Source organism: Salinispora pacifica DSM 45544 (assembly GCF_000378845.1).
GTDB classification, from domain to species: domain Bacteria; phylum Actinomycetota; class Actinomycetes; order Mycobacteriales; family Micromonosporaceae; genus Micromonospora; species Micromonospora pacifica.
Window position 1 is genome coordinate 480,775 of sequence record NZ_KB905359.1, and the last position, 24,193, is coordinate 504,967.

Consider the following 24,193-nt stretch of genomic DNA (forward strand, 5'->3'; position numbering starts at 1 on the left):
ACCTGGTACTTCTGTGCCGGTCGGGGCCTTCTTCGCGTACGGCGGTGGTGGTTGGTCGCTCGGTGGGTGCTCGGGAGCCGTTGGACGTCACGATCATCCTGGCCGTCGCCAACCTCCTGGTTCTGAGGTGGCCGGCGGCGTGGCGCTGGAGTCAGCGGTGTTGTGCTGCGCTGCTACCCCTACGCTGGCGGCATGTGGGAACCCAGCGCGGACCGGACTGGTAGGTGCTGATGGACCGGCGTGCGGCAGCTGCTGCCGAGGTGATTCCCGACGCTGTTCGGGCGGACGTGGTGACGCTGTGGCGCTACCACGATCTGCGTCATGAGTTGCGTTCGTGTGATGTGGGGATCGGGCTGGGTAGTCATGACCTTGGGGTGGCGGTCGTCGCGACGCGTCTGTTCCACGAGGGCCTGTTCCCAACGATCGTGTTTACCGGCGCGAATGCTCCGACGACGGTTGGGCGGTTCCCGCGCGGGGAGGCGGTGCACTACCGCGAGTACGCCGTTGAGCGGGGCGTACCGGCGGGAGCGGTTTTGGTGGAGCCGCGTGCCACGAATACCGCCGAGAATCTAAAGTTCTCCCGTGCGCTGCTGGCCGAACGCCGGATCCCGGTGGAGTCGGTGCTGATCATGTCGCGGCCCTACCAGCAGCGTCGGGCTTATGCGACGTGCCGGCTGGTGTGGCCGGAGGTCGAGGTGGTGTGCGCGTCGAATCCACTCGAACTGGATGACTACGTGCGCAGTATCGGCGACGCGCGTCGGGTGGTGGACATGCTGGTCGGCGACACACAGCGGATCGAGGTGTACGCGCAGCGCGGGTTCGCGATCCGGCAGGAGATGCCGGCCGAGGTACGGGCGGCGTTCGAGCGCCTGGTGGCGGCCGGCTACACGAGCCGGCTGATTTGAGCCGGGCTACCAGCGCGGCCCTTCCGGCCGGACGCCCATCCGGTCGCTGAGTTCGACGGCGAGTCGAGGTGGCCGGGGACGGGTGAGGATGTCCCGGACCAGGTCGCGGGAGAGCCGGTGGTAGCGCACCTGGTCGGGGCCGATGACCTCGGCGTCCAGCAGTGTGGCGAGCGCGTCGTCGATGCGGTTCCACCGGGCGAGGGCTCGGGCGGTTTCGATGGCGTGGCGAACCTGCCGCTCGACGGGCACGGTGCTGGTGTCGAGTGGGGCGCCGATGGCGATGGCGCGTTGTGCGTCACCGAGTTCTATCGCGATGGTTGTCTTGTGGATCGACACGTTGGTCGGCCCGAACGCGGTCCACAGGTGGTTGCCATCGGCGCCGAGCCGCTGCGCGGCTGCGTCGGCCTCGGCGATGTGGGTGTCGGCGGATGCGCGGTCGTCGTTTCGGGCGGCGGCCAGCGCGCAGACGAGGTGCAGGCTCCCGTAGACCGACAGGAGCTGCGGAGTCGGCTTGCCGAGCCGTGGTTCCAGGAACTGTGCCGCCGTGGCGGCGAGGCCGCGGGCTTGGGCGTACTCACCGATAGCTGCCAGCGAGTGCGCGGCGGAGCGGCTGAGTGAGCCGATGACGACGTGGTCCTGGCTGGCGTTGGCGGCGGCCAGCCCTCGGCTGGCGGCGGTCCACGCGAGGTCACCTTCGCTCAGCTTGGTAAGGAACAACGCGGCGAGTTGGTGCGCGTAGGCGGTCATCGTATGCGCGCGCCGACCCTCGTCTCCGTCGTACGCCTCGGTAGCGGTGAGGCAGTCGTGGATGAGGTGGGGCAACCGGCGGGCGAGGATGCCGTACCGCGAGTGCTGGTAGGCGGTCCAGATCTCGGCGACGTCGTTTTCGATCTCGCGCAGCGCCGGAGCCTCGACGTCCCCCGCGCTGGCCAGTGCTGGCGCGAGGTGACGATAGTCGTGGAGCGCGGCCCGCAAGGCCGGGATGGTCTCGCGTCCTGAGTCGTCCGACCACTCGAACAGGCTCGGTGTACCGATGAGGTCGCCGAGGGGCACGTCGAGGGCCTTGGCGATCGCGCGGATGACCGACAGCCGGTCCAGGTCGGCCCGGTTCGTCTCGACCTTGCGTAACCACTCCTGCGTCTTGCCGACCAGACCGGCCAGCACCTCCTGGGAGAGCCCTCGCCGACGCCGGTAGAAGGCGACGCGCTGGCCGATCGTCATGTCGTCCGTCATCCCTCGCACACCATCACCCTGCCCGCTGAAGCCCGCCGGACCCGGTACGGATTTTCCCGGTCCTCCGCACGGACCGCCCCTACGTTCAGTTCACCCCGGATCACCGGCGCGTGTCGATGCCGGTGGCGGGATGACTGACAGGGAGCTGCAGATGGAGGGATCGATGAGCGGCGCACCACACCACGGCTTGGGCCGCTGGCTCGGCCCGTCCTGGAGCGAACTGTCGCGGCGCTTTCCCCGCCTGCGTACCGCCATGAGGGCTGCGCGGGTGGGTGATCGGCGGTCTGTTCCCAGCCGCCGTGGTGCGGCGGCGGGCTCGCCCTTCCCCCGGCGAGCCCGCCGCTCATCGTCCCTGGTGGAGATGGCGGCATGACGGTGTACGTCTCGCGTCACGCCATGGCCAGCCAGTCCCGGCACCCCGAGTCGAGGTGGACGGCCTCGCCGGGGCAGGTGTGGCCCGCTGATCCGCCGCTACTCACCTTCGTGTGGCGTCGGCTGTTCGAGCAGCAGGCCCGCGAGGACGGTCGCCGGTGACCGGGCCGCAGCGCCGCCTCGCGACGAACCGGCTCGCGCCAGCCGAGGTGGAACATCTGCCGATGCGCCCGCTATGGCTGTGCCGCCGGTGCGGGCAGCCGTGGCCCTGCGGCGCAGCGAAGCTCGCCCTCCTGGCCGAGTACCGAGAACTGCCGGTGAGCCTGTTCCTCTACCTGGCCGGCTGCCTGCACGATGCGATCGACGACCTGCATTCTCTCAACCAGAGCGTCACGGGCAGCGCCGCCGAGATGTTCGACCGGTTCCTCGGCTGGCCCGTCCGCCACACTCCCGCCTACCGCGTCAGTACCACCACGGCCGTCAGCATCGAGGAGGCCACCTCGTGAAGGGCATCGGCCTCATTCACTCCACCGGCGAGCCGGCGGTCGCTGGCAGCTTCCACACATTGGTCGTGCAGCCAACGAGCTTCTGCAACCTCGACTGCAGCACCTACTGCTACCTGCCCGACCGGAGATCCCTGCGTCTGATGAGCGGCGCGGTCGCGCAGGCCTGTGCCGAGTCGATAGCCCAGCAGAACAGCGGTCATTCCGTGAGTGTCGTATGGCACGGGGGCGAACCCACTGCCACACCCATCGGGCTGTTCCGGGGCCTGCTGGCCCCGTTCGAGCAGTTGCGGCGCGTGGGGCTGGTGCGGCACGAGATCCAAACGAACGCCACGCTGATCAACCGTCAATGGTGCGAGCTGTTCACCACTTACGGGTTCGAGGTCGGGGTCAGCATCGACGGACCGAGCGCCTTGAACCGTAGCCGCCTCGACCGGGCCGGTAACGCGACGGATGCCCGTACCCTGCGCGGCCTGCAGGCCCTGGCGGAAGCGGGGCTGGGGTATTCGGTGATCTGTGTGGTCACCCCGGAGACCATCGACCATGCGGAAGCCCTTGTCGACTTCTTCACCGGCCTGCCCGGCTGCGAGTCGGTCGGCTTCAACATCGAAGAGCAGGAGGGCGCCGACCGGGTACCGGTGTCGGTGGATGCCGCGTACCGGTTTTGGCAGCTTCTCATTGCACGTCGTGTCGGTGGTAGCCCGCTGCGGATCCGCGATGTGGACCGGCTGGCTGACTATGTCGCCGCTACCCGCGCCGGGCGCGTTGACCATGCGCCGTACGAGCCGATCCCGACCGTTTCTTGGGATGGGCAGGTGGTGCTGCTGTCACCGGAGTTGCTGGGCATCACCGAGCCGCGATACGGCGACTTCATCGCCGGCAACGTCCTCCAGCAACCCATCACCGCCATGCTCGCCGGCGCCGGCGACCTGGGCTACGTCGCCGAGTTCGTCACGGCCCTCAACGACTGTGCCGACCACTGCGCCTTCTACGACTTTTGCCGTGGTGCCCAGGCCGGCAACCGCTACTTCGAGCACGCGACGTTCACCGCCCGCGAAACCACCTACTGCCGAACCACGCGACAGGCTCTGGTCCGCGCCGCCGCGGACCAGCTCACCCCTCAAGGAGAAGCGCCATGACCAGTGCTCTCGCAGTCCTCGTCAACGCCGCACCCGAGCAACTAGCCCGCCGCGGCGTCGACCCGCAGCGGTCGATAGCGTCTATCGATGCGGCGAAGTTTGACAACCGCCCCACCTGGGACAACCGAGGAAGATTCGACAGCAGGCCCGGCTGGGACAACTGGAACAAGAAGAAGTAGCCCCCAACAGGGGAACGCACGGGGTGGCGTGCCCACTCCGCGCCGGCACAGGTTGAGGACACATGCGTACCACCACGATCGGCGACGTGAAGGTCTTGCTGCCGGACCTCGATCCGGACGACCTCGACACCAGGACGGACCTGGACGGTGACCTCATCGAGGCATTGGTCGAGGGCGCGGCGTGGCGCGGTGCGCAGCTTGCGGATGCCAGCATCCGCAGCAGCCTGATCACCGGTGTGGACCTGGGCGAGTGCACCTGGGAGGCGGGGAGCCTGTTTGGCTGCGAGGTCACCCGGACAGACTTCTCCGGAGCCACCCTGACCGGCATCACTATCGAACGATGCGCGATCACCGGCTCCCGGTTCACCGGCACCAGGTTCACCGACGTACGTCTCAAGGATGTCCTGTTCGACGGCTGCCGCTTCGACTACGCCACCCTCCAGCGCGTCGCCGCCGCCGGCTCGGTCGCGTTCACCGACTGCACTCTCAGCAACGGCGAGTGGTCTTCCTGTCGGCTGCCGCGTATCGCGCTGCGCTCCTGTGACCTTGTCGATCTGGAGTTGGACTCCTGCCACCTCGGCGGGGCCGACCTGCGGGGCAGCCGCCTCCACGGGCTCAGGACGCCGTTGGAGAATCTGCGCGGCGTCACCCTCGGCGAGGACCAACTTCCTGACTTCACCCGGCTGGCCATCGCCGCCGTCAATCTGACCGTCCGCAACGACTGAAGCCGAGGAGGTACCGTGCCCGCTGAAGCCACTGGCAGCCCGGCCACGATCCTTGTTTGCGTACGGGGTAACTCCGGCTCGGGTAAGAGCAGCATCGCCGGTGAGCTGCGACGCCGGCACGGCCGGGGTTGCGCCCTGGTCGAGCAGGCCTGCGCCGCATCCTGCTACGCGAGCGGGACAAGCCCGGGGGAGCGGCACCCGCCCTGATCGCGCAGACCGTCCGGTTCGCTCTTGATCACGGCTATCATGTGGTGCTGGAGGGCAGCATGCACACCAGCCGCTACCACAGCATGCTGACGGCCCTGCGAGACGGCCACAGTGGCCGGTCGCTGTTCTGCTATATCGATGTGTCCCTGCCCAAGACGCTGCGCCGTCATCTCATGCGCCCGCAGGCCGGCGAGTTCACCGCCGAGCATATGAGCGGCCTGTACCGCCCATGACATCTTGGGCTGGCCCGGTGAACTCGTCCTGCCCGAAACCACGGGACTGAACGATGCCGTCGAGGCCATCGCCGCTGCCACTCATCTTCCCCAGACCGGACGCGACGACGACCGGCTTCCACACGCGCCATTCCCATAGCCCCGCCGGCCAAGGGTTTCGCCGTTCCAGCGAGGCTCGCCGCCGGACCCATCCGTATACGCACCTGTCGTCCTCACTTTCGCAGGAGCCCGACGATGACCGCCGTCCCGACCTCTGGTTTCTCCGCTTTCGCGCTGGAACCTTTTCCCGAGCTCCAGCCGGGTGCGGACCTGGCGGGCGCCATCACCGGCGTCTTGGCCTCTACTGGCACCGAGTTGCAGGACGGGGATGTGGTGGTGGTGGCTTCCAAGGCCGTGAGTGTCGCGGAGAAGCGGTACGTCGACCTGGCCAATGTCGTGGTTGGCCCGGAGGCGCTGGAGTTGTCCGCTCGCACGGGCAAGCCTGCCGAGGTCGTGCAGCTGATCTTGGATTCCAGCGACAGCTATTTCCTGGCCACCGACAAGGGCCCGATCATCGCGCGGCACCGGCTCGGCTTCCAGCTCACCTCCGCCGGGATTGACCGGGCCGGCCCGCAGGGTGCGTGGCTGTTGCCGGTGGATCCGGACGCCTCCGCCCGCGCCCTGCGCGACGCGTTGATCGCTCACACGGGCGCGGAGGTGGCGGTGGTGGTCGCGGACTCCGACGGCCGCGCCGACCGGCGCGGGGCGACCGTCATCTCGATCGGCGCGGCGGGTGTGGGGCCGCTGCGCGTCACGGAGCACGGCGGTAAACGGCAGGAGGAAACCTTCACCGACCTGATCGCCGCAGCGGCCGGGATCATCCTCGGGCAGCGGGGCCGTGGGGCCCCGGTCGCCGTCCTGCGCGGCATCGGCTACGAGAGCAGTGATGCGGGCGTGGCGTCGATGCTTCAACACCAGCCGTGACATTGCTGCTCACCGGAGCCGCCGGGACCATCGGCCACCCGGCCCTGACCTCCCGCTCTGCCTGCGCGGCTCGGGTGCCGGGGTTGGCCAGCTCCCGGGGGACGCAAATATTCCCGGCGGCGGATGCTGCGGTGATGCGAGGATCGCGGTTCGGATCGGGACGGATGGGGAGGACGTTCGTGGAGGTACGGCGGATTGGGCCGGAGTTGGTCGAGGCGGCAGCCGGGGTGCTGGCCGAGGCGTTTGACGGCTATTCCTGGACCGCGTGGACGGTCGGCGCTGATCGGCATCGGGAACGGCTGGCAAACCTCTTCGCGGCGACTCTGACCACGGTTGGTCTGCCGTACGGGGATGTCTGGGCGGCGCTGGACCCGCACGGCCGCCCGCAGGCGGTGGCGGTGTGGCTGCGGTCGGACCGGCCGGTGCCCGACGAGGTCTGGGCCGAGGTGGCTGCCGGGAACGCGAAGTATGCCGGGGACCGCCATCCGGCGATGCTCGCCGCGGAGGCGGCCTGTGCCCCGTTGCGGGCTGCGGAGCCGGCGTTCCTGCTGGCCACGGTGGGGGTGCGCCCCGCGGGCCAGGGTGGGGGAGTCGGCTCACGGCTGCTGCGTCCCGGCCTGGTCGAGGCAGACCGGGCCGCCCTGCCGGCGACGCTGGAGACGTCCGCCTCGGCGAATCTGCGGTTCTACCGACGGTGTGGGTTCGAGGTGACCGGGGAGGTGACCGTGCCGGGCGGGGGGCCGCGGGTGTGGGCGATGCGTCGTCCTCCGGCCAGCGTGTAGGTCGCACCGGACCGGGTAGGTCGCGCGGGTGGACCTGGTCGAGGAGTCGCCGTACCGTTTCCGGATCGATCGGCGGGACCCGATGCGGGTTCCCGGAGTGGTCTTCGCGGCCGAGGCGCTGTTGCCGGAGATCGGGGCGGACGGGTCGTTGGAGCAGGTCGCGGCCGTTGCCACCCTGCCCGGCATCGTCGACGCCTCGTTCGCCATGCCGGACGTGCACCTGGGCTACGGCTTTCCGATCGGCGGGGTGGCCGCCACGGATGTGGTGGCGGGCGGGGTGGTGTCCCCGGGCGGGGTGGGCTTCGACATCTCCTGCGGGGTGCGGTTGCTCACGGCCGACCTCGATCTGGCGGGGCTTCGTCCCCGGCTCGACGCGGTCATGGATGGGCTGGCTGAGACGACCCCGCGCGGGGCGGGCCGCGGCGCGGCGTGGCACCTGGCGGGCCGCTCGGACGTGGACGGGGTGCTGCGCGACGGGTCGCGGTACGCGGTGCAGCGCGGCTTCGGCGTCGAGCGGGACCTGGAACGCTGCGAGGACCACGGTGCGCTGGGCGACGCCGACCCGGAGGCGGTCGGTGAACGGGCGATCGAGCGCGGCGCGAAGCAGGTGGGCAGTCTCGGTTCGGGCAACCACTTCCTTGAGGTGCAGGCCGTCACGGAGGTGTACGACCAGCGCGTCGCGGAGGTGTTCGGGCTACGGCCCGGCCAGGTCTGCGTAATGATCCATTGTGGCTCTCGCGGGCTGGGGCACCAGATCTGCGCCGACTACGTGCGCCGGATGGAGAAGGCGATGCGTCGCTACGGCATCCAGGTGCCGGACCGGCAGCTCGCCTGCGCCCCGGTCTCGTCTCCGGAGGGGCAGGCCTACCTTGGTGCGATGGCCGCCGCCGCCAACTACGCCCGGGCGAATCGTCAGCTACTCACCCACGTGAGCCGGCTGGTCTTTCGTCGGGTCACCGGGGCGAGCCTCGACCTGGTCTACGACGTGTCACACAACCAGGCGAAGATCGAGACGCACGGGGTGGATGGCGAGCGGCGTTCACTCTGCGTGCACCGCAAGGGTGCCACCCGAGCACTGCCTCCGGGACACCCGGACCTGCCGGCGGAGCTGACTCAGGTCGGGCAGCCGGTACTCATCCCCGGGTCGATGGGCACCGCGTCCTACGTGCTGACCGGGGTCTCCGGTGCCCCGGCCTTCGCCTCCAGCTGTCACGGTGCCGGGCGGGTGCGCAGCCGGAAGCAGGCGGTGCGGGCCGAGCGTGGCCAGGATCCGCGCGAGCAACTCGTCGCGCAGGACATCGCCGTACGCGGTGCTTCCCGGCGTGGGCTGGCCGAGGAGATGCCGGCGGCGTACAAAGACGTCGATGCCGTGGTGGAGGCGACCGAGGGCGCCGGGCTGTGCCGGAAGGTCGCCCGGTTGACGCCGATCGGCGTCGTCAAGGGCTGATGCCCCGGGCGGCCGCGCGGGTTTGACGGTGCTGCCCGCTCACACGTCCACGGTGAGCGTGCAGGACCAGCGGGGACCGTCGGGGCCGAAGCGCAGCTCGTGCAGGGAGATGGCCTTCGGTACGGCGCCGGTCAGTTCCACCGTGTCGGCGTCGGTGGTCTGCCAGCGGACGTGTAGCCCGTCCGCGCCGTCGTCGCGAACCTCGGTACGCAGCGGCAGCTCACCCCTGGTCTCCATCCGGAAGATCACCTCCTCGAGGATGTTCACCAGCAGGTCTGCGTCCTCGTCGGCGGGGGCGTGGTACGCCCGTTCGGCGGTGGGTTGCGCCGGGCCTGGGTCGACGAAGGTGTCGACCAGGGCGGTGACCGCCTCGGCCACGCACTCTGCCCGCGTCGGCGCCCACGCCTCGATGCGCACGTCAGCGGTGTGCGGCAGGCAGTGGTGGCCGCGTTCGGGTCGTGGTTCCACGCCCCCGATCATCCGCTACGATCGCCTGCTCCGGACCCGGTTCGCCACGGTGGGCTGCCGGGCCCTGTTGAACGCGTTGACGGTCCTCGATAGTGTCTAGTGCACAGGCTCGTTTACGGGAGACACCATGGCGACGACCGACCATGTTGACGTGCTCATTGTTGGTGCTGGTCTCTCCGGCATCGGCGCGGCCTGCCACCTCGTCCGGCAGTGTCCGGAGAAGACGTACGCCGTGTTTGAGGCGCGGGGAGCGATTGGTGGCACCTGGGATCTGTTTCGCTATCCGGGCATCCGATCGGACTCGGATATGTTCACTCTCGGCTACTCGTTCCGGCCCTGGAGCGACCCCACGGCCCTCGCTGACGGCCCGTCCATTCGAGACTACGTCCGGGACACCGCCAGCGAGTACGGCGTCACCGAGCACATCCGCTTCCAGCACCGGGTCGTCCGCGCCGACTGGGACAGCCGTACCGCCCGGTGGACGGTGTACGCCCGCCGGGAGGGTGGCGAGGAGGTCGTCGTCACCTGCTCGTTCCTGCACACCTGCGCCGGCTACTACCGCTACGACCGGGGCTACACCCCCCAACTGCCCGGGGCGGAACGGTTCGCCGGCCGGATCGCGCACCCGCAGCACTGGCCCCCCGACCTCGACCACACCGGCCAGCGGGTGGTGGTGATCGGCAGCGGCGCGACCGCGGTGACCCTGGTGCCCGCGCTGGCCGAGCGAGCCGCCCACGTGACGATGCTGCAACGCTCACCCACCTACATCCTGGCGCTGCCGGCGCGGGACGCAGCCGCCGCCGCGCTGCGCCGGGTGCTGCCGGAGCGAGTGGTCTACCCGGTGGTCCGCTGGAAGAACATCCTGCTGCTCACGGCGAATTACCAGCTCAGCCGGCGGGCCCCCAACCTGGTCCGGCGTCTGCTGCGGCGGGCCGCGCGAGGCCGACTCCCGGCCGGGTACGACCTCGACCGACACTTCTCGCCCCGCTACAACCCGTGGGACCAGCGCCTCTGCGTGGTTCCCGACGGCGACCTGTTCCATGCGATCACGGCGGGCCGGGCCTCGGTTGTCACCGACACCATCGACTCCCTCACCGAGACCGGGATCCGGCTGGCCTCCGGCGAGGAACTGGCCGCCGATGTGGTCGTCACCGCCACCGGCCTGGAGCTGCTTGCGCTGGGCGATGCCCAGCTCACCGTGGACGGTGCGCCGGTCGATCTGGCCAACACGGTCGCCTACAAGGGGATGATGCTCTCGGGCGTGCCGAACTTCGCGATGACCATCGGCTACGTCAACGCCTCCTGGACCCTCCGGGCCGACCTGATCGCTCGGTACGTGTGTCGGCTCCTCACCCACCTCGACCGCACCGGACAGCAGGTCGTCACCCCGTTGCCGCCGCCCGACGACGAGCGGCGCCCTCTTCTTGACCTGACCGCCGGCTACGTGCTGCGCGACCTCGCCGCCCTGCCTCGGCAGGGGGCCCGCGTGCCCTGGCGGCTGCCCCAGAACTACCCGCGGGACCTGTTGCTGATGCGGTACGGCCGGCTCACCGACGCGGGGGTCCGGTTCTCTCAGGCGGGCAAGCCGGAGCGGAGTCCCGCGCGTGCGTAGGTTTGACTACCACCGCGCGACCGCCGTGGTCACCGGTGCCGCCAGCGGGATCGGCGCCGCCCTCGCCTATGGCCTGGCGGCGCGCGGCAGTGACCTGGTCCTGCTCGATCGCGACGCGGAGCGCCTGGCCACCGTCGTGAGCACGATCGGCGCCGCGTACCCCGACCGGCGGGTGGAACCGGTCGTCGTGGACCTCGCCGACGCGACGGCCACGGCGGGGGCAGCCGAGCAGATCCTCGTCCGCCATCCCCGAATCCGGCTCCTGGTCAACAACGCCGGCGTGGCACTGGGCGGTCGGTTCGACCAGGTAACCCTGGACGAGTTTCAGTGGGTGGTCGACATCAACTTCCGTGCGGTCGTGCAGCTCACGCACGCGTTGCTGCCCGCCCTCAAGGCGGAGCCCGGCTCGCACCTGGTAAACGTCTCCAGCCTGTTCGGGCTGATCGCCCCGTCCGGGCAGGCCGCCTACTCGGCGACCAAGTTCGCCGTCCGTGGCTTCACCGAGGCGCTGCGGCACGAACTGGCCACCGACGGCGTCGGTGTCACCTCCGTGCACCCCGGGGGAATAGCCACCCGGATCATCGAGAACGCGCGGGTCGGCAGCGAGGTCAACCGGGACGACTACGAGGTGGGCCGGCGCCAGTTCCATCGCCTGCTCCGCATCCCACCCGCCCGGGCCGCCGAGGTGATCCTGCGCGGCGTGGCACGCCGCCGGCCCCGGGTGCTCATCGGCTGGTCGGCGAAGCTGCCCGACCTGGTCGCCCGGATCGCGCCAGGCTCGTACGGGCGGCTGCTGCGGGTCGGGCCCAACCAGAATGCCGGTACGCCGACCCGTCGAGTGACCACCGGGGCCGCGCCGACACCGCAGCCGGCCGACCAGCCGCCGGCGTCGCCGTCACCCCCGGCGGACGACCGGGGGTGACTGCCGACGTCTGGCGTCGGCAGTCGCTCCTCCTGATGGACCGGATCGGGAAGAGCAACGTGCTCCTCCGGGCGCTGGTGCGGCGATGAGGAGGCACCACCGGCTGGCGATTACCTCGCTGGGCATGGGAGTCGCCGAGTTCGGGGACGTCGCCCATGTGGTCAGCCTGGCGGCCTCCCCGTACCTGTCGGGACCCGCTCCGCGATCCACGTCGGTTTCGCCGCGACCGCCTACGGAGTGGGAAGTTCTGGCCGGGTCGTGGCCTGGTGGTGCCCGGGCAGCCGCGCCGCTCCCACCGCAGTCGAAGGCGGGGGCGTTGGCGGAGAGCTGACCGCGATCAACCGAAGCTGCCGCGACGGCCGCCGGGCGGTCTGGCCCGGCCTTCCGTGGCAAAACGTCCGGTGCGACGGTTCCGTGGCCCACAGGTGTCGTTGCGTCCCTTGCCCGGTTTGCTGCTGGGATAGCGCCGATCGCCTGTGACCTGGGCCGCAGCTGCTCTCATTCAGGGCGATCCCGGAATGGTGGACATGGCGACCAGGTTGTGTCCCCGGTACCGCCGGAACCCAAACCCCGTGTGGCGGTTCCCCGAGGAGTGCTCACCCGGAGCGCTTCGCCTGACCGAAAGGGCACATCGTGAAGGATGACTTCACCCGATGGCTCCCGGCCATCGCGAAGACCCCGTACCAATGGCTCTCGACCGAGCCGAACCGCCGGCTCGTCCTGAGCGTGGCCGGCATCGCAGCGATCGGAGGTCTCGCGCTCGCGCCGACCACCGCCGCGGCATCGGTGACCAGCGGCCCGCATCCCGGCGCCGTAGCCGCCATCGAGCTGGCCACCGGCCAGCAGGCCGCAGACGGTGAGTCGGACCCGGACCTCCAGCCGGACCCGACCGAGTCGACCACCGACCCGGACGTCGAGTCGGGCCCGACCGAGTCGACCCCGGACCCGGACCGGAGCCCCGAGACGGCAGCGAGCGACGCCGACAGCACCGATTCGCCCACCCGGGAACAACTGATCCCCCACGGTGTGCAGGGCGCCCAGTCCTACATCCAGGTTGACAACGCCCAGCGCGCGAACGCCAAGGAGATCATCGAGGTCGCCAAGGCGACCGGGGTCGGCGAGCGGGGTGCGGTCATCGGCGTGGCGACCGCGCTGCAGGAGTCGAAGCTGTACAACCTCGGCCATCTGGGCTACTACAACGACCACGACTCGCAGGGCCTGTTCCAGCAGCGCCCGTCAACCGGATGGGGCACGCCCGAGCAGATCACCGACCCGCAGTACGCCGCGACGGCGTTCTTCGAGGCGCTCAAGAACGTCAATGGCTGGCAGGAGCTGCCACTGACCGTCGCGGCCCAGACGGTGCAGGTGTCGGCGTACCCGTTCCACTACGCCCAGTGGGAGGAGCAGGCAGCGGAGCTCGTCGCCGAGCTCTGGTGACACCACGAGCCGGCCGTTGCCCACGCGGGCAACGGCCGGCTCGGCGGGTCAGCTCAGCGGCGAACTCTCCGAACGCAGCCGGGACGAGCCGGCGGACACCGACCAGCCCGCCACAAAGCGGCTACCGGTGCTGCGCTGGGTCCGGTCGACCAGGTGGAACCAGTCCATCCGGCACTGCTGCGGCGTCACCTCCAACACCCCGTAGCCGTGCCCGTCCAGCTCGGTCCAGCGCACGTGCGGGTTGGTCGAGCGGATCACGCCCGACGCCAGATCACTGAGCGTGTTGCCCTCCCGCATTCCCAGGAAGTCGTTGATGTTGTCGCTGGTCATCGACGGCACCACGAACTCCGCAGCGGCCGGGTTGTCCCGCCCGGTCGACTTCGTGGTCAGCTCGTTCGCCCACGAGGTGTGGATGTCACCGGTCAGGAAGACCACATCCCGGGTGTCGTTCGCCAGCAGGTGGTCAATCAGCTCGTTGCGGTCGGCGTTGTAGCCGTCCCACTGGTCGGTGTTGAGTACCGCGCCGTTCTCCGGTATTCCCAGCAACGTGCCCAGCGGCCCGAGTAGCCAGGCGGGGAGGGCGCCGACGTCCAGCCGGGAGATCATGATTGGGTTGCCGACCAGCTTCCACTGAGCGTCCGAGGTGGCCAAACCCGCCTTCAGCCAGGCCATCTGCGCCGCGCCGGTGATCGTTCGCTCCGGGTCGTCAATGTCCAGACCCGATGCCGGCTCGGACCGGTACGTCCGCAGGTCCAGCATGGACAGATCGGCGAGTCGGCCGAAACGTAGCCGCCGATAGATCGCGCCGTCCGCCCCGGTGCGCACCGGCATCCACTCCGCGTACGCCCGGCGCGCTGCCGCCACCCGATCGGCGAAGCTACCCTCGGCGCCGGGGGTGTGGTTCTCCGCGCCGCCCGACCACTGGTCGTTGGCGACCTCGTGGTCGTCCCAGGTGATCGCCCACGGCACCGACGCGTGCAGGGCCTGGAGGTCGGGGTCGGTCTTGTACAGGGCGTGTCGGACGCGGTAGTCCTGCAGCGTCAGCGTTTCGTGCGTCGGTTGGACCTCCCGCACCACGGTTCCCCCGGCGGCGAACTCCCCGGTGCCGTACTCGTACAGGTAGTCGCCGAGGTGCACCACCAGGTTCAGGTCACCCCGCTCGGCGAGGTGCCGGTAGGCGGCGAAGTAGCCCGCCTCCCAGTTCGCACACGACACCACGCCGAGCCGGATCCGATCGATGTCGGCGTCCGCCTCCGGCGCGGTCATCGTCCGACCGGTGGGCGACCAGGTGCCGGCGTGACCGAAGCGGAACCAGTACGTGGTGGCCGGCGCGAGCCCGCTGACGGGAATCTTGACGGTGTGGTCCCGAGCCGGGCCGGTAGCGACGGTGCCCTGCGCCGCCAGGGTGGCGAAATCCGGGTCGGCGGCCACCTGCCAGGTCACTGTCACCTCCGGGCCCACGCCCGAGCCCGGCTGAGAGTCCTCGGTGGGGGTGAGGCGGGTCCAGAGCAGGATTCCGTCGGGCAACGGGTCACCGGAGGCGACACCGTGTTGGAAGGCGCTACCGGTGGCCCTGGCCGGGCCGGCGAGGGCGGCGCTGGCGAGAACCGCGGTGCCGGCCGAGGCGCCGGCGATACGCAGGAGGGTCCGACGGTCGAGGGAGTTCGTCATGGGCACTGTTTCTACCGGCAGGCAGGGTCCGGCCGCTGCCCCCGTATCGGCGTGTTCGCCGTCTTTATTAGTCGGGCGTCGTCGAGGCTTCCGCTCGGCGGCGGTCGCGGACGATGTCCGTCAGCGCCAGGCAGAGCGCGAGCATGCTGATTCCGCTGATCAGGAGCATCGCGTGGTGGAAGGCGACCGACCAGTCCCCGGTGGACCCCTGTGCCGCGAAGATGACACTGCCGACCGTGGCGATACCGGCCGCTGAGCCGATGCGCTGGCCGGTCTGCAGCATGCCCGCGCCGCTGCCGGCGCGCGACACCGGCACCTGGGCGAGGGTGAGAGCCTGGTTCGGGGTGACCACCAGGCCGCTGCCGAGTCCCGCCACCAGCAACGGAGTGGCAGTCCACCAGGACACGGTGGCGCCCGGGGGAACCCGGTTGACGACGAGGACCACGACGACGAGGCTGACGGCGACGGTCGCCAGGCCGAGGGCGACCAGCGGTCGACCGAATCGTCTGACGAACCGGCCGCCCACCACGGAGGTGATGGCGAAGCCAACCGTGAACGGGGTGCTGGCCAGCCCGGCGGCGAGTGCGCTGTGCCCGAGGCCGTTCTGCAGGTACACCGTGAGGACGAAGAAGATCGAGGTGAACCCGCCGAAGTACAGCAGGCCGATCAGGACACCGAAGCGGTACGAGCGAATGCCGAGTAGGCGCGGGTCGAACAGGGGCTCGCGCCGGCGGGCGTACCACCGCTCCCAGCCGACGAAGGCGGCCAGCGTCAGCAGACCGGCCGGGAGCGTCAGCCACCGTGCCGGGCCCTGCCAGTGCTGTTGGACCAGGGGCAGTAGGACAAGTAGGACACCCGCGCCGAGCAGTAGCAGCCCGACCGGATCGAACCGGTGATGGTCGGGGATCTTCTGGGCGCGTTGCGGGAGAAGACGCCAGCCGAGGATGGCGGCGGACACACCGAGGGGCACGTTGATGAAAAAGACCCACCGCCACCCGTGCTCGGCGCCGCCGACGTGGATGAGGAGGCCGCCGAGCAGCGGCCCGGCCGCGGTGGAGATGCTGACCGCCGCCCCGAGCAGCCCGAACGGGCGGCCCCGCTGGGAGCTCGGAAAGAGTTCCTGGATCAATCCGGTGACCTGTGGGTTGATCAGTCCGGCGGCGGCACCCTGGAGCAGGCGGGAAGCGATGAGCCAGGAGACGGTAGGAGCCAGCCCGGCCGTCACGCTGGTGATGGTGAACAGCGCGACGCCGACGACGAAGACGGTCCGCCGCCCATGCCGGTCGCCGAACCGGCCGCCGGGCACCAACATCAACCCGAACGTCAACGTGTAGCCGGCGAGGACCCACTGCACGTCACTCGGGGCAACATCGAGTGCCCGGTCCATCGACGGGATGGCGACGTTGACGATGCTTACGTCGAGCACCGTCATGAAGACGGCGACCAGACCAACGCCGAGCGCCGCCCCTCGGCGTCGTCGCTCGGCCGGATCACCACCGGGTGGTGCGGTTCCCTGGCCCGGGGACGGACGGTCACCCATCCGGCGGCTACCCACCCACTTCGGGGTGTCGCGGCCTCACGTCAGCTGTTGGGCGCAGAACCGCGGGCCGAAGTCCAGGCCGGCCATCGGTGAGTCCTCGCGGTGCAGCAGGTTCTTCTCGGTGAGTTGGTGTAGCGGAGCGATCAGCTGTTCCTCGGTCAACCCGGTCTCCTCGGCGATCAGGTCTGGGTACGGTACCTGGCCGCGGGCCTCCAGGACCGCGACCGCGTCGTACACCTGTTCCTCGAGCTCCGACAGTTGCACCTGCCGCATGTCGTCCTCCTTCGGAAACCGCCGGGCGGGCGGTCGGCCTGGGCGGTGGTTACCCGGCTGGCCACCGAAGATGCTCCCCCGATCGGGTATGTCGCCCTGCCCCGGCCGTCGGCTGGGGCAGAGCTCGGTGCCGAACGTGCGCCGGGTCGCGACGGTGCCGGGAACCCGCCCGCCTCGACCAGGAACGTTGACGTGGGCCCTAGGCTGGCAACGGTGACGATCTGGGATCTTGCGGTGGTGGGTGCGGGCCCGGCAGGCCTGTCCGCCGCCCACGTCGCGGCACGGGCGGGTCTGGCGACCCTCGTGCTGGAGCGGGCTGTACATCCGCGTTACAAGACCTGTGGTGGTGGCCTGATCGGCACCTCGCTGGCCGCACTGGCGGACCGGATCGAGGTGCCCGCGCAGGATCGGGCGGAGCGCGTGACCTTCACCCTGGATGGGCGGCGGGCGTTCACCCGGCGGAGCGCGGCCGGTCCGCTGGTGACGATGGTGCGCCGGGACGAGTTTGATGACCGGCTACGGGTCGCCGCGGTCACCGCCGGGGCCAAGCTGCGTCAGCGAGTCGCGGTCCGGGCGGTGGAGGCGGAGCCCGACCGGGTCCGCCTGCGGCTGGCCGACGGGGCGACGGTGACCGCGCGGGCGGTGGTTGGCGCCGACGGGTCGTCGGGGGTGACCGCGCGGCACGTGGGGGTGCGACACCGGCAGGTCGACCTGGGGTTGGAGTTGGAGCTGCCGGTGGCACCGGCCCAACGGGCCCGCTGGCGGGGTCGGGTGCTGCTGGACTGGGGCCCGCTACCCGGCTCGTACGCCTGGGTGTTTCCGAAGGACGACCTGCTCACGGTGGGGGTGATCGCGGCGCGGGGGACAGGGGAGCAGACCCGGGCGTACCTGCGGTCGTTCGTGGACCGGCTGGGTCTGGCGGGAGTCGAGCCGGCGCACGATTCCGGGCACCTGACCCGATGCCGGCAGGAGGGCTCGCCGCTGCGCCGGGGGCGGGTGCTGGTGGTGGGGGACGCGGCGGGGCTGCTGGAGCCGTGGAGCCGGGAGGGGATCAGCTACGCCCTGCGTTCCGGCGCGCTGGCGGGAGCGGCGGTCGCCGCTGACGATTTTGGCCAGTACGAGTCGGCAGTCGCGGGGGAGTTGGCTCCAGAGATGCGGGCGGGCCAGCAGTTGCTGGAAACCTTCTCGCACCGGCCGGGGCTGTTCCACGGGCTGTTGGCGACACCGCCGGGCTGGCGGACCTTTGTCGCCTTCTGCCAGGGGCGGGCTGGCTTCGATGAGCTGCTCTCCCGGGTGCCGGTGCGGATGGCGTTGGGAGTGCTGGCGGGGCTGCCCCGGCGGGGAGACACCCGCCAGCGTTGACACTGTTGGTCTCCGCGGCTTGCGAGCACCAGCTCCGCGGCTCCAGCAAGGCCCACCCGACCGGCAGAGTCACCTGTCCAGGGTTGGAGCTCCCAGGTGAGTGCCACGTGACCGCTGGAGTGAAAGGCGGCGCGGATGAGCAGTGTGGCTGGGCATGTCCGGCTTGGTGGCCTGGGGTATTGGCCCACGTTAATTGCCAAGATCAGCCGTTGATGTGGTAGACCCGCAGACGTCGTCTCAGGTCCTGTGTGTTGGTCGGCGTCGGTGGGTGGCGAGGGTCAGGGCTGTGCCGGTGAGGGTGAGGAGGAAGCCGGTGGTGAGGATGGTGGGCAGGCTGGTGCCGGTGACGGGGATGGTGGGCTTTGGGCTGGTGGGGTTGGGGATGGTGACTGTGGTGGGGTTGGAGGTGGAGGCTGGGCAGTTGTTGTCGCCGTTGTAGCGCGCCTGGATGTGGTGTGTGCCGGGTGCCAGGTGTGTGACCGTGAGGGTTGCGGTGGTGGTGGGGTTGCCGGTCAGGGGTGTCGTGTTCAGGGTTGTCGTGTCGTCGTGGAAGGTCACGGTTCCGGTGGGGGTGCTGCCGGTGCAGGTCACGGTGGCGGTGAGGGTGAGGGGTTGATCCGGTGTCGGGTTGGGTGGGGTCACCTGCAGGGTCGTGGTTGATGTCGACGAGACGACAGCCAGACTGTGGCGGGTGCCGGCGGCGGCGGTGATCGTGCTGCCGGTTGGCAGGTCCACCGCAATGGGGGTGCTTTTGTTGGCGGTGGTGCCATCGCCTAGCTGGCCGAAGGCGTTGTCGCCCCAGGCCAGGACGGTACCGGCGGAGGTCACGGCGAGACTGTGGCGGTCGCCGGCGGCCACGGTGGTGATCGTGGTGCCGGTTGGCAGGTCCACCGCAACGGGGGTGCTGCTGTCCGTGGTGGTGCCATCGCCCAACTGGCCGGCACTGTTGTAGCCCCAGGCCAGGACAGTGCCGGCGGAGGTCAGCGCCAGACTGTGGCGTTCACCGGCGGCCACGGTGGTGATCGTGGTGCCGGCTGGCAGGTCCACCGCAACGGGGGTGCTGCTGTCCGTGGTGGTCCCGTCGCCCAGCTGGCCGGCACTGTTGTAGCCCCAGGCCAGCATGGTGCCGGCGGAGGTCACGGCCAGACTGTGGCCGGTGCCCGCGACCACGGTGGTGATCGTGGTGCCGGTTGGCATGTTGACCGCGATGGGGGTGCTTCTGTTGGTGGTGGTGCCGTCGCCCACCTGGCCCCAGAAGTTGAAGCCCCAGGCCAGCACGGTACCGGCGGAGGTCACGGCCAGACTGTGGTTGGCGCCGGCGACCACGGCGGTAATCGTGGTGCCGGCTGGCAGGTCCACCGCGATGGGGGTGCTGCTGTTGTTGGTGGTGCCATCTCCCAACTGGCCGGCACTGTTGTCGCCCCAGGCCAGGACGGTGCCGGTGGAGGTCAGCGCCAGACTGTGGCGGTCGCCGGCGGCCACGGTGGTGACCGTGGTGCCGGCTGGCAGGTCCACCGCAACGGGGGTGCTTCTGCGGGTGGTGGTGTCGTCGCCTAGCTGGCCGAAGTTGTTGTGTCCCCAGGCCAGCACGGTACCGGCGGAGGTCACCGCCAGACTGTGGCCCTGGCCGGCGGCGATGGTGGTGATCGTGGTGCCGGTTGGCAGGTCCACCGCGACGGGGGTGCTTTTGTTGGTGGTGGTCCCGTCGCCCACCTGGCCCCAGAGGTTGAAGCCCCAGGCCAGGCCGGTACCAGGAGGGCCCGCTGCCGCCGATGGCACGCTCTGCGCGAGCACGCGCGCCGCACCGACCGAGGTTATGCCCAACACGAGCGCCACCATCAGCGGCACCGCGAACAGCCCCCGCAGACTCGCGGGCCGTACCCAGCTTCTTCTCACGTCCGCAGCCTCGCTGGTCCAGCTCTCCACCTACCCCTACCCCTCTGTCGTCTCCCCGCCACCGGCCCGTGTCCGACCACGGCCTGTACAACGACTCCGGACGGCCGCAGGCCTCGACGCGTCGCTGAGATTGGCGCTGTGCAGGTCGGCACGGGCGCGGTTGGGGTATGAGTTGCGCGGGATAGCCGATCTGGGACAAGTCGGCTAGGAGAGCCGCTGCCGATCGGTCGGCGGTCAGGCGTCGCACCAAGCTCGTGGTCAGCGGGGACAGCGCGAAAGACTGGCGGACAGCGTCAAATCTATGGCCTTGCCGTAATAGTCCTCCGCGAAGCGGTGGTACGCCAGGCCTGTCGGGTCAGGCAGCGCGGAGAACAGCCAGGCTCATCGAAGACTCATGATCGAACTTCCGCAGAAAGGTTCCCGCTGGCGAGAATACGACCGACCAGGTGGCTTCGGAGCCGTTGTCCATCGACGCCATCTTCTCGCCGTCCGACCAGGACGACGTGAACGAGTAGTGCCGGGACTCCTCCTCCCGGTTCAGGATCGCCTCCAGCACCGCCAACGTGCGACAGCGCTCCCGCAGAGTGTTGGACGGGCCAGCAAACCATCCAGGATCCTAGGATGCTTTAGCGATGGTGTCGGCCCCCACCGAAGTCAGTGGGGGAGCGGTTCACCCTGTTGTCCGCTACCGGTAGTAGCCAGCAGTTCGTAGCCCTCGGCGTAGGCGTGCGCACTGACCGACCAGCAGTCTGGTGACAACGGTCACCTGGCCGGTGGGAAGGGTCAGGGCGGGTACGCTGTTGGGACGGGTGTCGGTGTGTCCAGTGTCCCCGGGCCTCACCAATAAGCCGTCGCGGAATACCGTTCGGCTGGAGCCGCCACGCGCCACGCGCCGAGAGGCGACCTGCACACCGGCCACCCACCGCCCTCCGAGGCCTAAGCCTCGGAGGGCGGTGCTCTTCTCGCCAAAGCCAAAGCCAAAGCCAAAGCCAAACCCGAAGCCGTGCTGGCCGCCGGCTCCGGGTCCCCGAGCTGACCCCCCATGCGGGGCCAACTCGGTAGCGTCTGGGCATGGACCCTTCAGCGATCTGGCGGGACCGGCAACACCGGTGGCGGATCGAGGCCTACCGCGCGCCCGACCTCCGGTTCGCGATCTTTGCCACCAGCGGGACGACTGAGTCGGCCCCGCTGTGGCTGTTCGGAATGTCCTCGTTGGCGCGCTGGCTGATGAGCCACAAGATTTCACTCGACGACCTGGAGGTCGACTGACCCTGTTTAGGGGAAAAAAGTAGTTTGCCGCCCTTCGCGGCTGGCGCTGGCTAGGGTCACCGAGTGTGAGGGACCGAGGAGTACGTACCGCCGTGGCGGTGCTGACCGGATTGGCAGTGATCTATTTTGGAACGACTGGCCGGGATCAACCGGACGGTGAGGGCGTCACCAGCGGTCTGATCGCACTGGCGGTGCTCGCGGCGCTGCTGGTGTGGTATCTCACCCGGCCTCGCGGCGACGCAACGAAGTGACCGGTCACCGGCTCGCCGCCCGTGTCACCGCGCCAGCGGACTCTTCGCCGAGCGCGACCCGTACCAGGGCGGAGGCGAAGCGGCCGAACTCCGCCTCCGCCACCAGGCCGGCGAGCCGCCGCGGGGTTTGCGGCAGACCCAACCTCTCCGCGCCGCTGAGTGCGCGTCGGTCGGCGAAGGGACGCAGGTCCGGCCAGACCGCCTGGGCCTCGCGAAGGAAGATGTCCGCGCCGGCGGGCCCGATGCCCGGAAACGCGGTGAGCAGGCGGCGTAGCTGCGCCGGCTGGCCCGGCGCGGTGTGGTGTAGCCGGCGTAGGTCACCCTGCCAGCGGTCCAGGCAGAGTCGCGCCCCCGTGCCGAGCAGCGTGGCGGTCCGCTCGTCGTAGCGCCGGTAGTGCCCACGACCGAGCGCATCAACCCGGTCCTGCCAGGTCGCCGCCTCCATCGCCGACGGGGTGCGGTAGCCCGCAGCGAAGAGCTCCCGGGCGGCGGCCACCGCGACACCGGCTCGGATCCGCGCGCTCAGCAGGGTGGCGAGCACCAACAGCTGATAGAGCGGGCCGGGCCGGTCGGCCAGCCGGATCCCGGCCTCCTCGGTGTAGGTCTGTCCGCGTCGTTCCAGCAGCACCCGCGCTGTCTCGTGACTGTCTCCCATCGGCGGGGGTACCCGGCGTAGGCCGGGTTAGCCCGCGGCATGTCCGGTGACATCGGTGGGTATTCGGAGGTGGAGGCGGCTGCCGCGTGCGCCGCCGTCCAGCGGGAAGGAGACAGCGGTGACGAACCCGCAGCAGCAGGAGGCCCGGCGTAGCGCCCGGGGATCGAACGTGCAGGACGCCAAGGGGCCCGGTCCGACGGGTCATCCACGTAACCGGGGATCGTCCCAGGGCGACCGGGGGCGTCCGGTGCCCCGGGGCCAGGTCTCCGGCTATGGACCCCCAGGCGAGCCGGTTGCTGAGGACGACAGCTGATCCACACCGCCCGCCCAGCGTTCAGGGGCGGGCGGTGTGGTGGCTAGCCTCAGGCGGGTGGCATCCGGAGTCGGTTCCAGGTCGTCGCGGCGACCAGGCCGTACGCCAGGTGCGGGATGAGGTCGGACAGCCAGTCTCCACGGCTCCAGGTTCGTGGGTCGCTGACTCCGAAGACGGCGTACGAGCCGCCGGAGGCGGTCATCACACCGCCGCCGAGCAGCCCAGCGGCCAGGGCCAGCGGCATTGGTCGGCCCCGGGTCAACAGGGCGAAGCCGACTCCGGCCGCGATCCCGATGCCGTATCCGAGTAGCGGGCCGAGCCCCGAGCGGCGGTTGGTTGCCTGGGGTTCGGGGCCGAGGTTCAGGTGGGCCACCTCGGCGACCCGGCCGGCGCTGCGCTCTGGGGTGCTACTCGCCGGCCGGGCTCGTAGCGTCATGTCCAGATAGGTGACGACGTTGAGGGCGGTGGTGCCGGCCGCGCCGGCGATCGCTCCGTCGGCCAGGATTCCGGCTCTCATAGCGGGTCGCCGCCGTGCTGGCCGTACGCGTCGTTCCCTGGTTGTGGTGCTGGCATCCGGGTGCCTCCTCGGTCGCGCTCATCGGTGGTGTCTGCCCGGGCGTCTACCCCGTCCGGTGGTGACCAACCGCGTCGGGACGCTCAGTGACCGAGCCGGCGGCCGAGCGGGTCAGCCGGGCGCGCGGACAACCGCGACCGGGCAGTCAGCGTGATGCAGTGCGGACTGGCTGACCGAGCCCAACAGCAGGCCGCTGAGCGCACCGCGTCCGTGCCCGCCGACCACCAGTAGTTGGGCCTGCTGGGATGCCTCGGTGAGGATCGGCGCGGGGCGGCCGCGGATGGTCTGTTGGTGGACGGTGAGATCCGGCCACCGCTCGGCCAGCCCGGCGACGGATTCGGCGAGTAGCTGGCGTTCCTCGTGGCGTAGCTTCTCCTCGTCGTAGACGAGAGGCTGCATGTCGCCGGGTTCCCTGGCGACCGGGTGTAGGTAGGTGTGTACCGCGACGAGGTCGCTGCCGCGCAGCGACGCCTGTTCGGCGGCGAATTCGACGGCGGGAGGGGACACCGCGGATCCGTCCACCCCGACGATCACCGGCCCCTCGGTGCGGTCCGTGCCGCGGGCGACCAGGACCGGGCAGTCGGCGTGGGTGGCGACCTGTACCGCGACCGAGCCGACGACCAGGGCCGCGAAACCGCCCATGCCCCGGTCACCCAACACGATCAGCATGGCGTTTGGTGCTTCGCCGACCAGCACGGCGGCGGCCTCGCCGTCGATGATCTCGCCGGAGACACGGAGGCCGGGCGCGGTCGCTTCGGCTTCGGTGATCGCGTCGGTGACGAACCGCTCCGCCTGGTTGCGGAGGCCCGATCCGGGCGGTCCGCCGGGCGGTGCTCCCACCGGCACGTGGAGGAGCGGCCAGATGAAGCCGTGGACGATCCGCAGCATTCGGTTGCGGCGGGCGGCCTCGCCGGCCGCGAGGCGTACCGCCCGTCGCGCCTGCTCGGACCCGTCCACGCCGACTACCACCGCGGCGCCGTCCGACGAGTTCACCCCTCACCCCCACGGCCAGTATCGCGGCCATGGGGGTGGCCAGGAGGCGCAACTGGCGGGTTCGCCCCAGTTGGAGCTGCCGCTTGGGAAGCGGTGCCCACACAAACCCTAGTATCCTAGGCTGCTCTAAAAAACGTGTGTCACCACACACTCGAACACCACACGTATCCGTGCTGACTCAGCACATCAATGCCGTCACCGGGCGGATATAGTGGCAGCGCAACTGACCCGGCCCACGATCATCTCGGATCTCAGGGCGGGTCCAACGG

The 24,193-nt window shown here is 70.1% G+C and carries 26 protein-coding genes and 1 pseudogene; 17 read left to right on the forward strand and 10 right to left on the reverse strand.

Annotated features, from left to right (window positions below):
* The first annotated feature begins 224 nt into the window (after positions 1-224).
* A complete protein-coding gene (locus tag SALPAC3_RS0102110; RefSeq protein ID WP_018219619.1) occupies positions 225-905 on the forward strand; it encodes a YdcF family protein in 681 nt (226 codons plus the stop codon).
* A 6-nt stretch (positions 906-911) separates the two neighbouring features.
* Here SALPAC3_RS0102110 and SALPAC3_RS0102115 read toward each other — a convergent pair whose 3' ends face one another.
* Positions 912-2,138 carry a helix-turn-helix domain-containing protein gene (locus tag SALPAC3_RS0102115; protein WP_018219620.1) on the reverse strand — a complete coding sequence of 409 codons (1,227 nt, stop codon included), beginning with the start codon at positions 2,136-2,138 and terminating at the stop codon, positions 912-914.
* 369 nt (positions 2,139-2,507) lie between these two features.
* On the opposite strand from SALPAC3_RS0102115, the gene amcA (SALPAC3_RS28220) reads away from it, so the two are divergent.
* The 9 genes and pseudogenes from amcA (SALPAC3_RS28220) to SALPAC3_RS0102155 all read left to right on the forward strand — a co-directional run bounded on the left by amcA (SALPAC3_RS28220) (position 2,508) and on the right by SALPAC3_RS0102155 (position 8,688).
* The gene (gene amcA / locus SALPAC3_RS28220; RefSeq protein WP_018219621.1) at positions 2,508-2,672 is read left to right on the forward strand and encodes a multiple cyclophane-containing RiPP AmcA; all 165 of its coding nucleotides are present in this window, start codon (positions 2,508-2,510) and stop codon (positions 2,670-2,672) included.
* Positions 2,669-3,016, forward strand: coding sequence for a hypothetical protein (locus SALPAC3_RS0102125; RefSeq protein ID WP_018219622.1), 348 nt, complete (start codon positions 2,669-2,671; stop codon positions 3,014-3,016). The genes amcA (SALPAC3_RS28220) and SALPAC3_RS0102125 overlap by 4 nt, the downstream gene beginning before the upstream one ends.
* Positions 3,013-4,152 (forward strand): cyclophane-forming radical SAM peptide maturase AmcB, encoded by a 1,140-nt coding sequence (amcB, locus tag SALPAC3_RS0102130; protein ID WP_018219623.1) that lies wholly within the window; start codon positions 3,013-3,015, stop codon positions 4,150-4,152. Before SALPAC3_RS0102125 ends, amcB begins: the two co-directional genes overlap by 4 nt.
* Positions 4,149-4,331 (forward strand): multiple cyclophane-containing RiPP AmcA, encoded by a 183-nt coding sequence (amcA, locus tag SALPAC3_RS26545; protein ID WP_080635105.1) that lies wholly within the window; start codon positions 4,149-4,151, stop codon positions 4,329-4,331. The genes amcB and amcA (SALPAC3_RS26545) overlap by 4 nt, the downstream gene beginning before the upstream one ends.
* 62 nt (positions 4,332-4,393) lie before the next feature.
* Positions 4,394-5,056, forward strand: a complete 663-nt coding sequence (locus SALPAC3_RS0102135; RefSeq protein ID WP_018219624.1) for a pentapeptide repeat-containing protein — start codon at positions 4,394-4,396, stop codon at positions 5,054-5,056.
* Positions 5,057-5,071: 15 nt separating this feature from the next.
* A pseudogene (locus tag SALPAC3_RS28545) lies at positions 5,072-5,635 on the forward strand (kinase).
* A 95-nt stretch (positions 5,636-5,730) separates the two neighbouring features.
* Positions 5,731-6,459, forward strand: coding sequence for a coenzyme F420-0:L-glutamate ligase (locus SALPAC3_RS0102145; RefSeq protein WP_018219626.1), 729 nt, complete (start codon positions 5,731-5,733; stop codon positions 6,457-6,459).
* Between the two features lie 179 nt (positions 6,460-6,638).
* On the forward strand, positions 6,639-7,241 hold the full coding sequence (locus SALPAC3_RS0102150) for a GNAT family N-acetyltransferase (protein ID WP_018219627.1): 603 nt from the start codon (positions 6,639-6,641) through the stop codon (positions 7,239-7,241).
* Positions 7,242-7,269: 28 nt separating this feature from the next.
* The gene (locus SALPAC3_RS0102155; RefSeq protein ID WP_018219628.1) at positions 7,270-8,688 is read left to right on the forward strand and encodes an RtcB family protein; all 1,419 of its coding nucleotides are present in this window, start codon (positions 7,270-7,272) and stop codon (positions 8,686-8,688) included.
* A 39-nt stretch (positions 8,689-8,727) separates the two neighbouring features.
* Here the strand turns inward: SALPAC3_RS0102155 and SALPAC3_RS0102160 are convergent, their stop codons facing one another.
* Positions 8,728-9,168: an archease gene (locus SALPAC3_RS0102160; RefSeq protein WP_018219629.1), complete on the reverse strand. Its 441-nt coding sequence runs from the start codon at positions 9,166-9,168 to the stop codon at positions 8,728-8,730.
* A gap of 115 nt (positions 9,169-9,283) precedes the next feature.
* Between SALPAC3_RS0102160 and SALPAC3_RS0102165 the strand changes: the two genes are divergently transcribed.
* The 3 genes from SALPAC3_RS0102165 to SALPAC3_RS0102180 all read left to right on the forward strand — a co-directional run bounded on the left by SALPAC3_RS0102165 (position 9,284) and on the right by SALPAC3_RS0102180 (position 13,127).
* Positions 9,284-10,768: a flavin-containing monooxygenase gene (locus SALPAC3_RS0102165; RefSeq protein WP_018219630.1), complete on the forward strand. Its 1,485-nt coding sequence runs from the start codon at positions 9,284-9,286 to the stop codon at positions 10,766-10,768.
* Positions 10,761-11,690: an SDR family NAD(P)-dependent oxidoreductase gene (locus SALPAC3_RS0102170; RefSeq protein ID WP_018219631.1), complete on the forward strand. Its 930-nt coding sequence runs from the start codon at positions 10,761-10,763 to the stop codon at positions 11,688-11,690. The genes SALPAC3_RS0102165 and SALPAC3_RS0102170 overlap by 8 nt, the downstream gene beginning before the upstream one ends.
* Positions 11,691-12,323: 633 nt before the next feature.
* Entirely contained in the window at positions 12,324-13,127 is an 804-nt protein-coding gene (locus tag SALPAC3_RS0102180; RefSeq protein ID WP_018219633.1) for a hypothetical protein, read from the forward strand.
* Between the two features lie 48 nt (positions 13,128-13,175).
* Here the strand turns inward: SALPAC3_RS0102180 and SALPAC3_RS0102185 are convergent, their stop codons facing one another.
* From SALPAC3_RS0102185 to SALPAC3_RS0102195, 3 genes are all read right to left on the reverse strand, one after another.
* Positions 13,176-14,798 carry an alkaline phosphatase D family protein gene (locus SALPAC3_RS0102185; protein WP_018219634.1) on the reverse strand — a complete coding sequence of 541 codons (1,623 nt, stop codon included), beginning with the start codon at positions 14,796-14,798 and terminating at the stop codon, positions 13,176-13,178.
* A gap of 67 nt (positions 14,799-14,865) precedes the next feature.
* Positions 14,866-16,338, reverse strand: a complete 1,473-nt coding sequence (locus SALPAC3_RS0102190) for an MFS transporter (RefSeq protein ID WP_018219635.1) — start codon at positions 16,336-16,338, stop codon at positions 14,866-14,868.
* A 36-nt stretch (positions 16,339-16,374) separates the two neighbouring features.
* Entirely contained in the window at positions 16,375-16,611 is a 237-nt protein-coding gene (locus SALPAC3_RS0102195) for a hypothetical protein (RefSeq protein WP_018219636.1), read from the reverse strand.
* Positions 16,612-16,824: 213 nt separating this feature from the next.
* Between SALPAC3_RS0102195 and SALPAC3_RS0102200 the strand changes: the two genes are divergently transcribed.
* Positions 16,825-17,973 (forward strand): geranylgeranyl reductase family protein, encoded by a 1,149-nt coding sequence (locus SALPAC3_RS0102200; protein ID WP_018219637.1) that lies wholly within the window; start codon positions 16,825-16,827, stop codon positions 17,971-17,973.
* Positions 17,974-18,210: 237 nt separating this feature from the next.
* Here SALPAC3_RS0102200 and SALPAC3_RS0102205 read toward each other — a convergent pair whose 3' ends face one another.
* Positions 18,211-19,899, reverse strand: a complete 1,689-nt coding sequence (locus SALPAC3_RS0102205) for an RCC1 domain-containing protein (protein ID WP_018219638.1) — start codon at positions 19,897-19,899, stop codon at positions 18,211-18,213.
* 325 nt (positions 19,900-20,224) lie between these two features.
* Positions 20,225-20,425 (reverse strand): hypothetical protein, encoded by a 201-nt coding sequence (locus SALPAC3_RS29335; protein ID WP_018219639.1) that lies wholly within the window; start codon positions 20,423-20,425, stop codon positions 20,225-20,227.
* A gap of 515 nt (positions 20,426-20,940) precedes the next feature.
* Between SALPAC3_RS29335 and SALPAC3_RS0102215 the strand changes: the two genes are divergently transcribed.
* Both SALPAC3_RS0102215 and SALPAC3_RS0102220 read left to right on the forward strand, forming a co-directional pair.
* Positions 20,941-21,138, forward strand: a complete 198-nt coding sequence (locus tag SALPAC3_RS0102215) for a hypothetical protein (RefSeq protein ID WP_018219640.1) — start codon at positions 20,941-20,943, stop codon at positions 21,136-21,138.
* Between the two features lie 92 nt (positions 21,139-21,230).
* Positions 21,231-21,389: a hypothetical protein gene (locus SALPAC3_RS0102220; RefSeq protein ID WP_018219641.1), complete on the forward strand. Its 159-nt coding sequence runs from the start codon at positions 21,231-21,233 to the stop codon at positions 21,387-21,389.
* 4 nt (positions 21,390-21,393) lie between these two features.
* Here the strand turns inward: SALPAC3_RS0102220 and SALPAC3_RS0102225 are convergent, their stop codons facing one another.
* A complete protein-coding gene (locus SALPAC3_RS0102225; RefSeq protein WP_026185156.1) occupies positions 21,394-22,044 on the reverse strand; it encodes a hypothetical protein in 651 nt (216 codons plus the stop codon).
* A gap of 118 nt (positions 22,045-22,162) precedes the next feature.
* On the opposite strand from SALPAC3_RS0102225, the gene SALPAC3_RS26560 reads away from it, so the two are divergent.
* Complete coding sequence (locus SALPAC3_RS26560; RefSeq protein ID WP_080635106.1) at positions 22,163-22,357, forward strand: hypothetical protein; 195 nt, start codon at positions 22,163-22,165, stop codon at positions 22,355-22,357.
* A gap of 49 nt (positions 22,358-22,406) precedes the next feature.
* Here SALPAC3_RS26560 and SALPAC3_RS0102230 read toward each other — a convergent pair whose 3' ends face one another.
* Together SALPAC3_RS0102230 and SALPAC3_RS0102235 are read right to left on the reverse strand one after the other, a co-directional pair.
* A complete protein-coding gene (locus tag SALPAC3_RS0102230; RefSeq protein WP_018219643.1) occupies positions 22,407-22,874 on the reverse strand; it encodes a hypothetical protein in 468 nt (155 codons plus the stop codon).
* A gap of 168 nt (positions 22,875-23,042) precedes the next feature.
* Positions 23,043-23,924 (reverse strand): universal stress protein, encoded by an 882-nt coding sequence (locus tag SALPAC3_RS0102235; RefSeq protein WP_018219644.1) that lies wholly within the window; start codon positions 23,922-23,924, stop codon positions 23,043-23,045.
* Between the last annotated feature and the right edge of the window lie 269 nt (positions 23,925-24,193).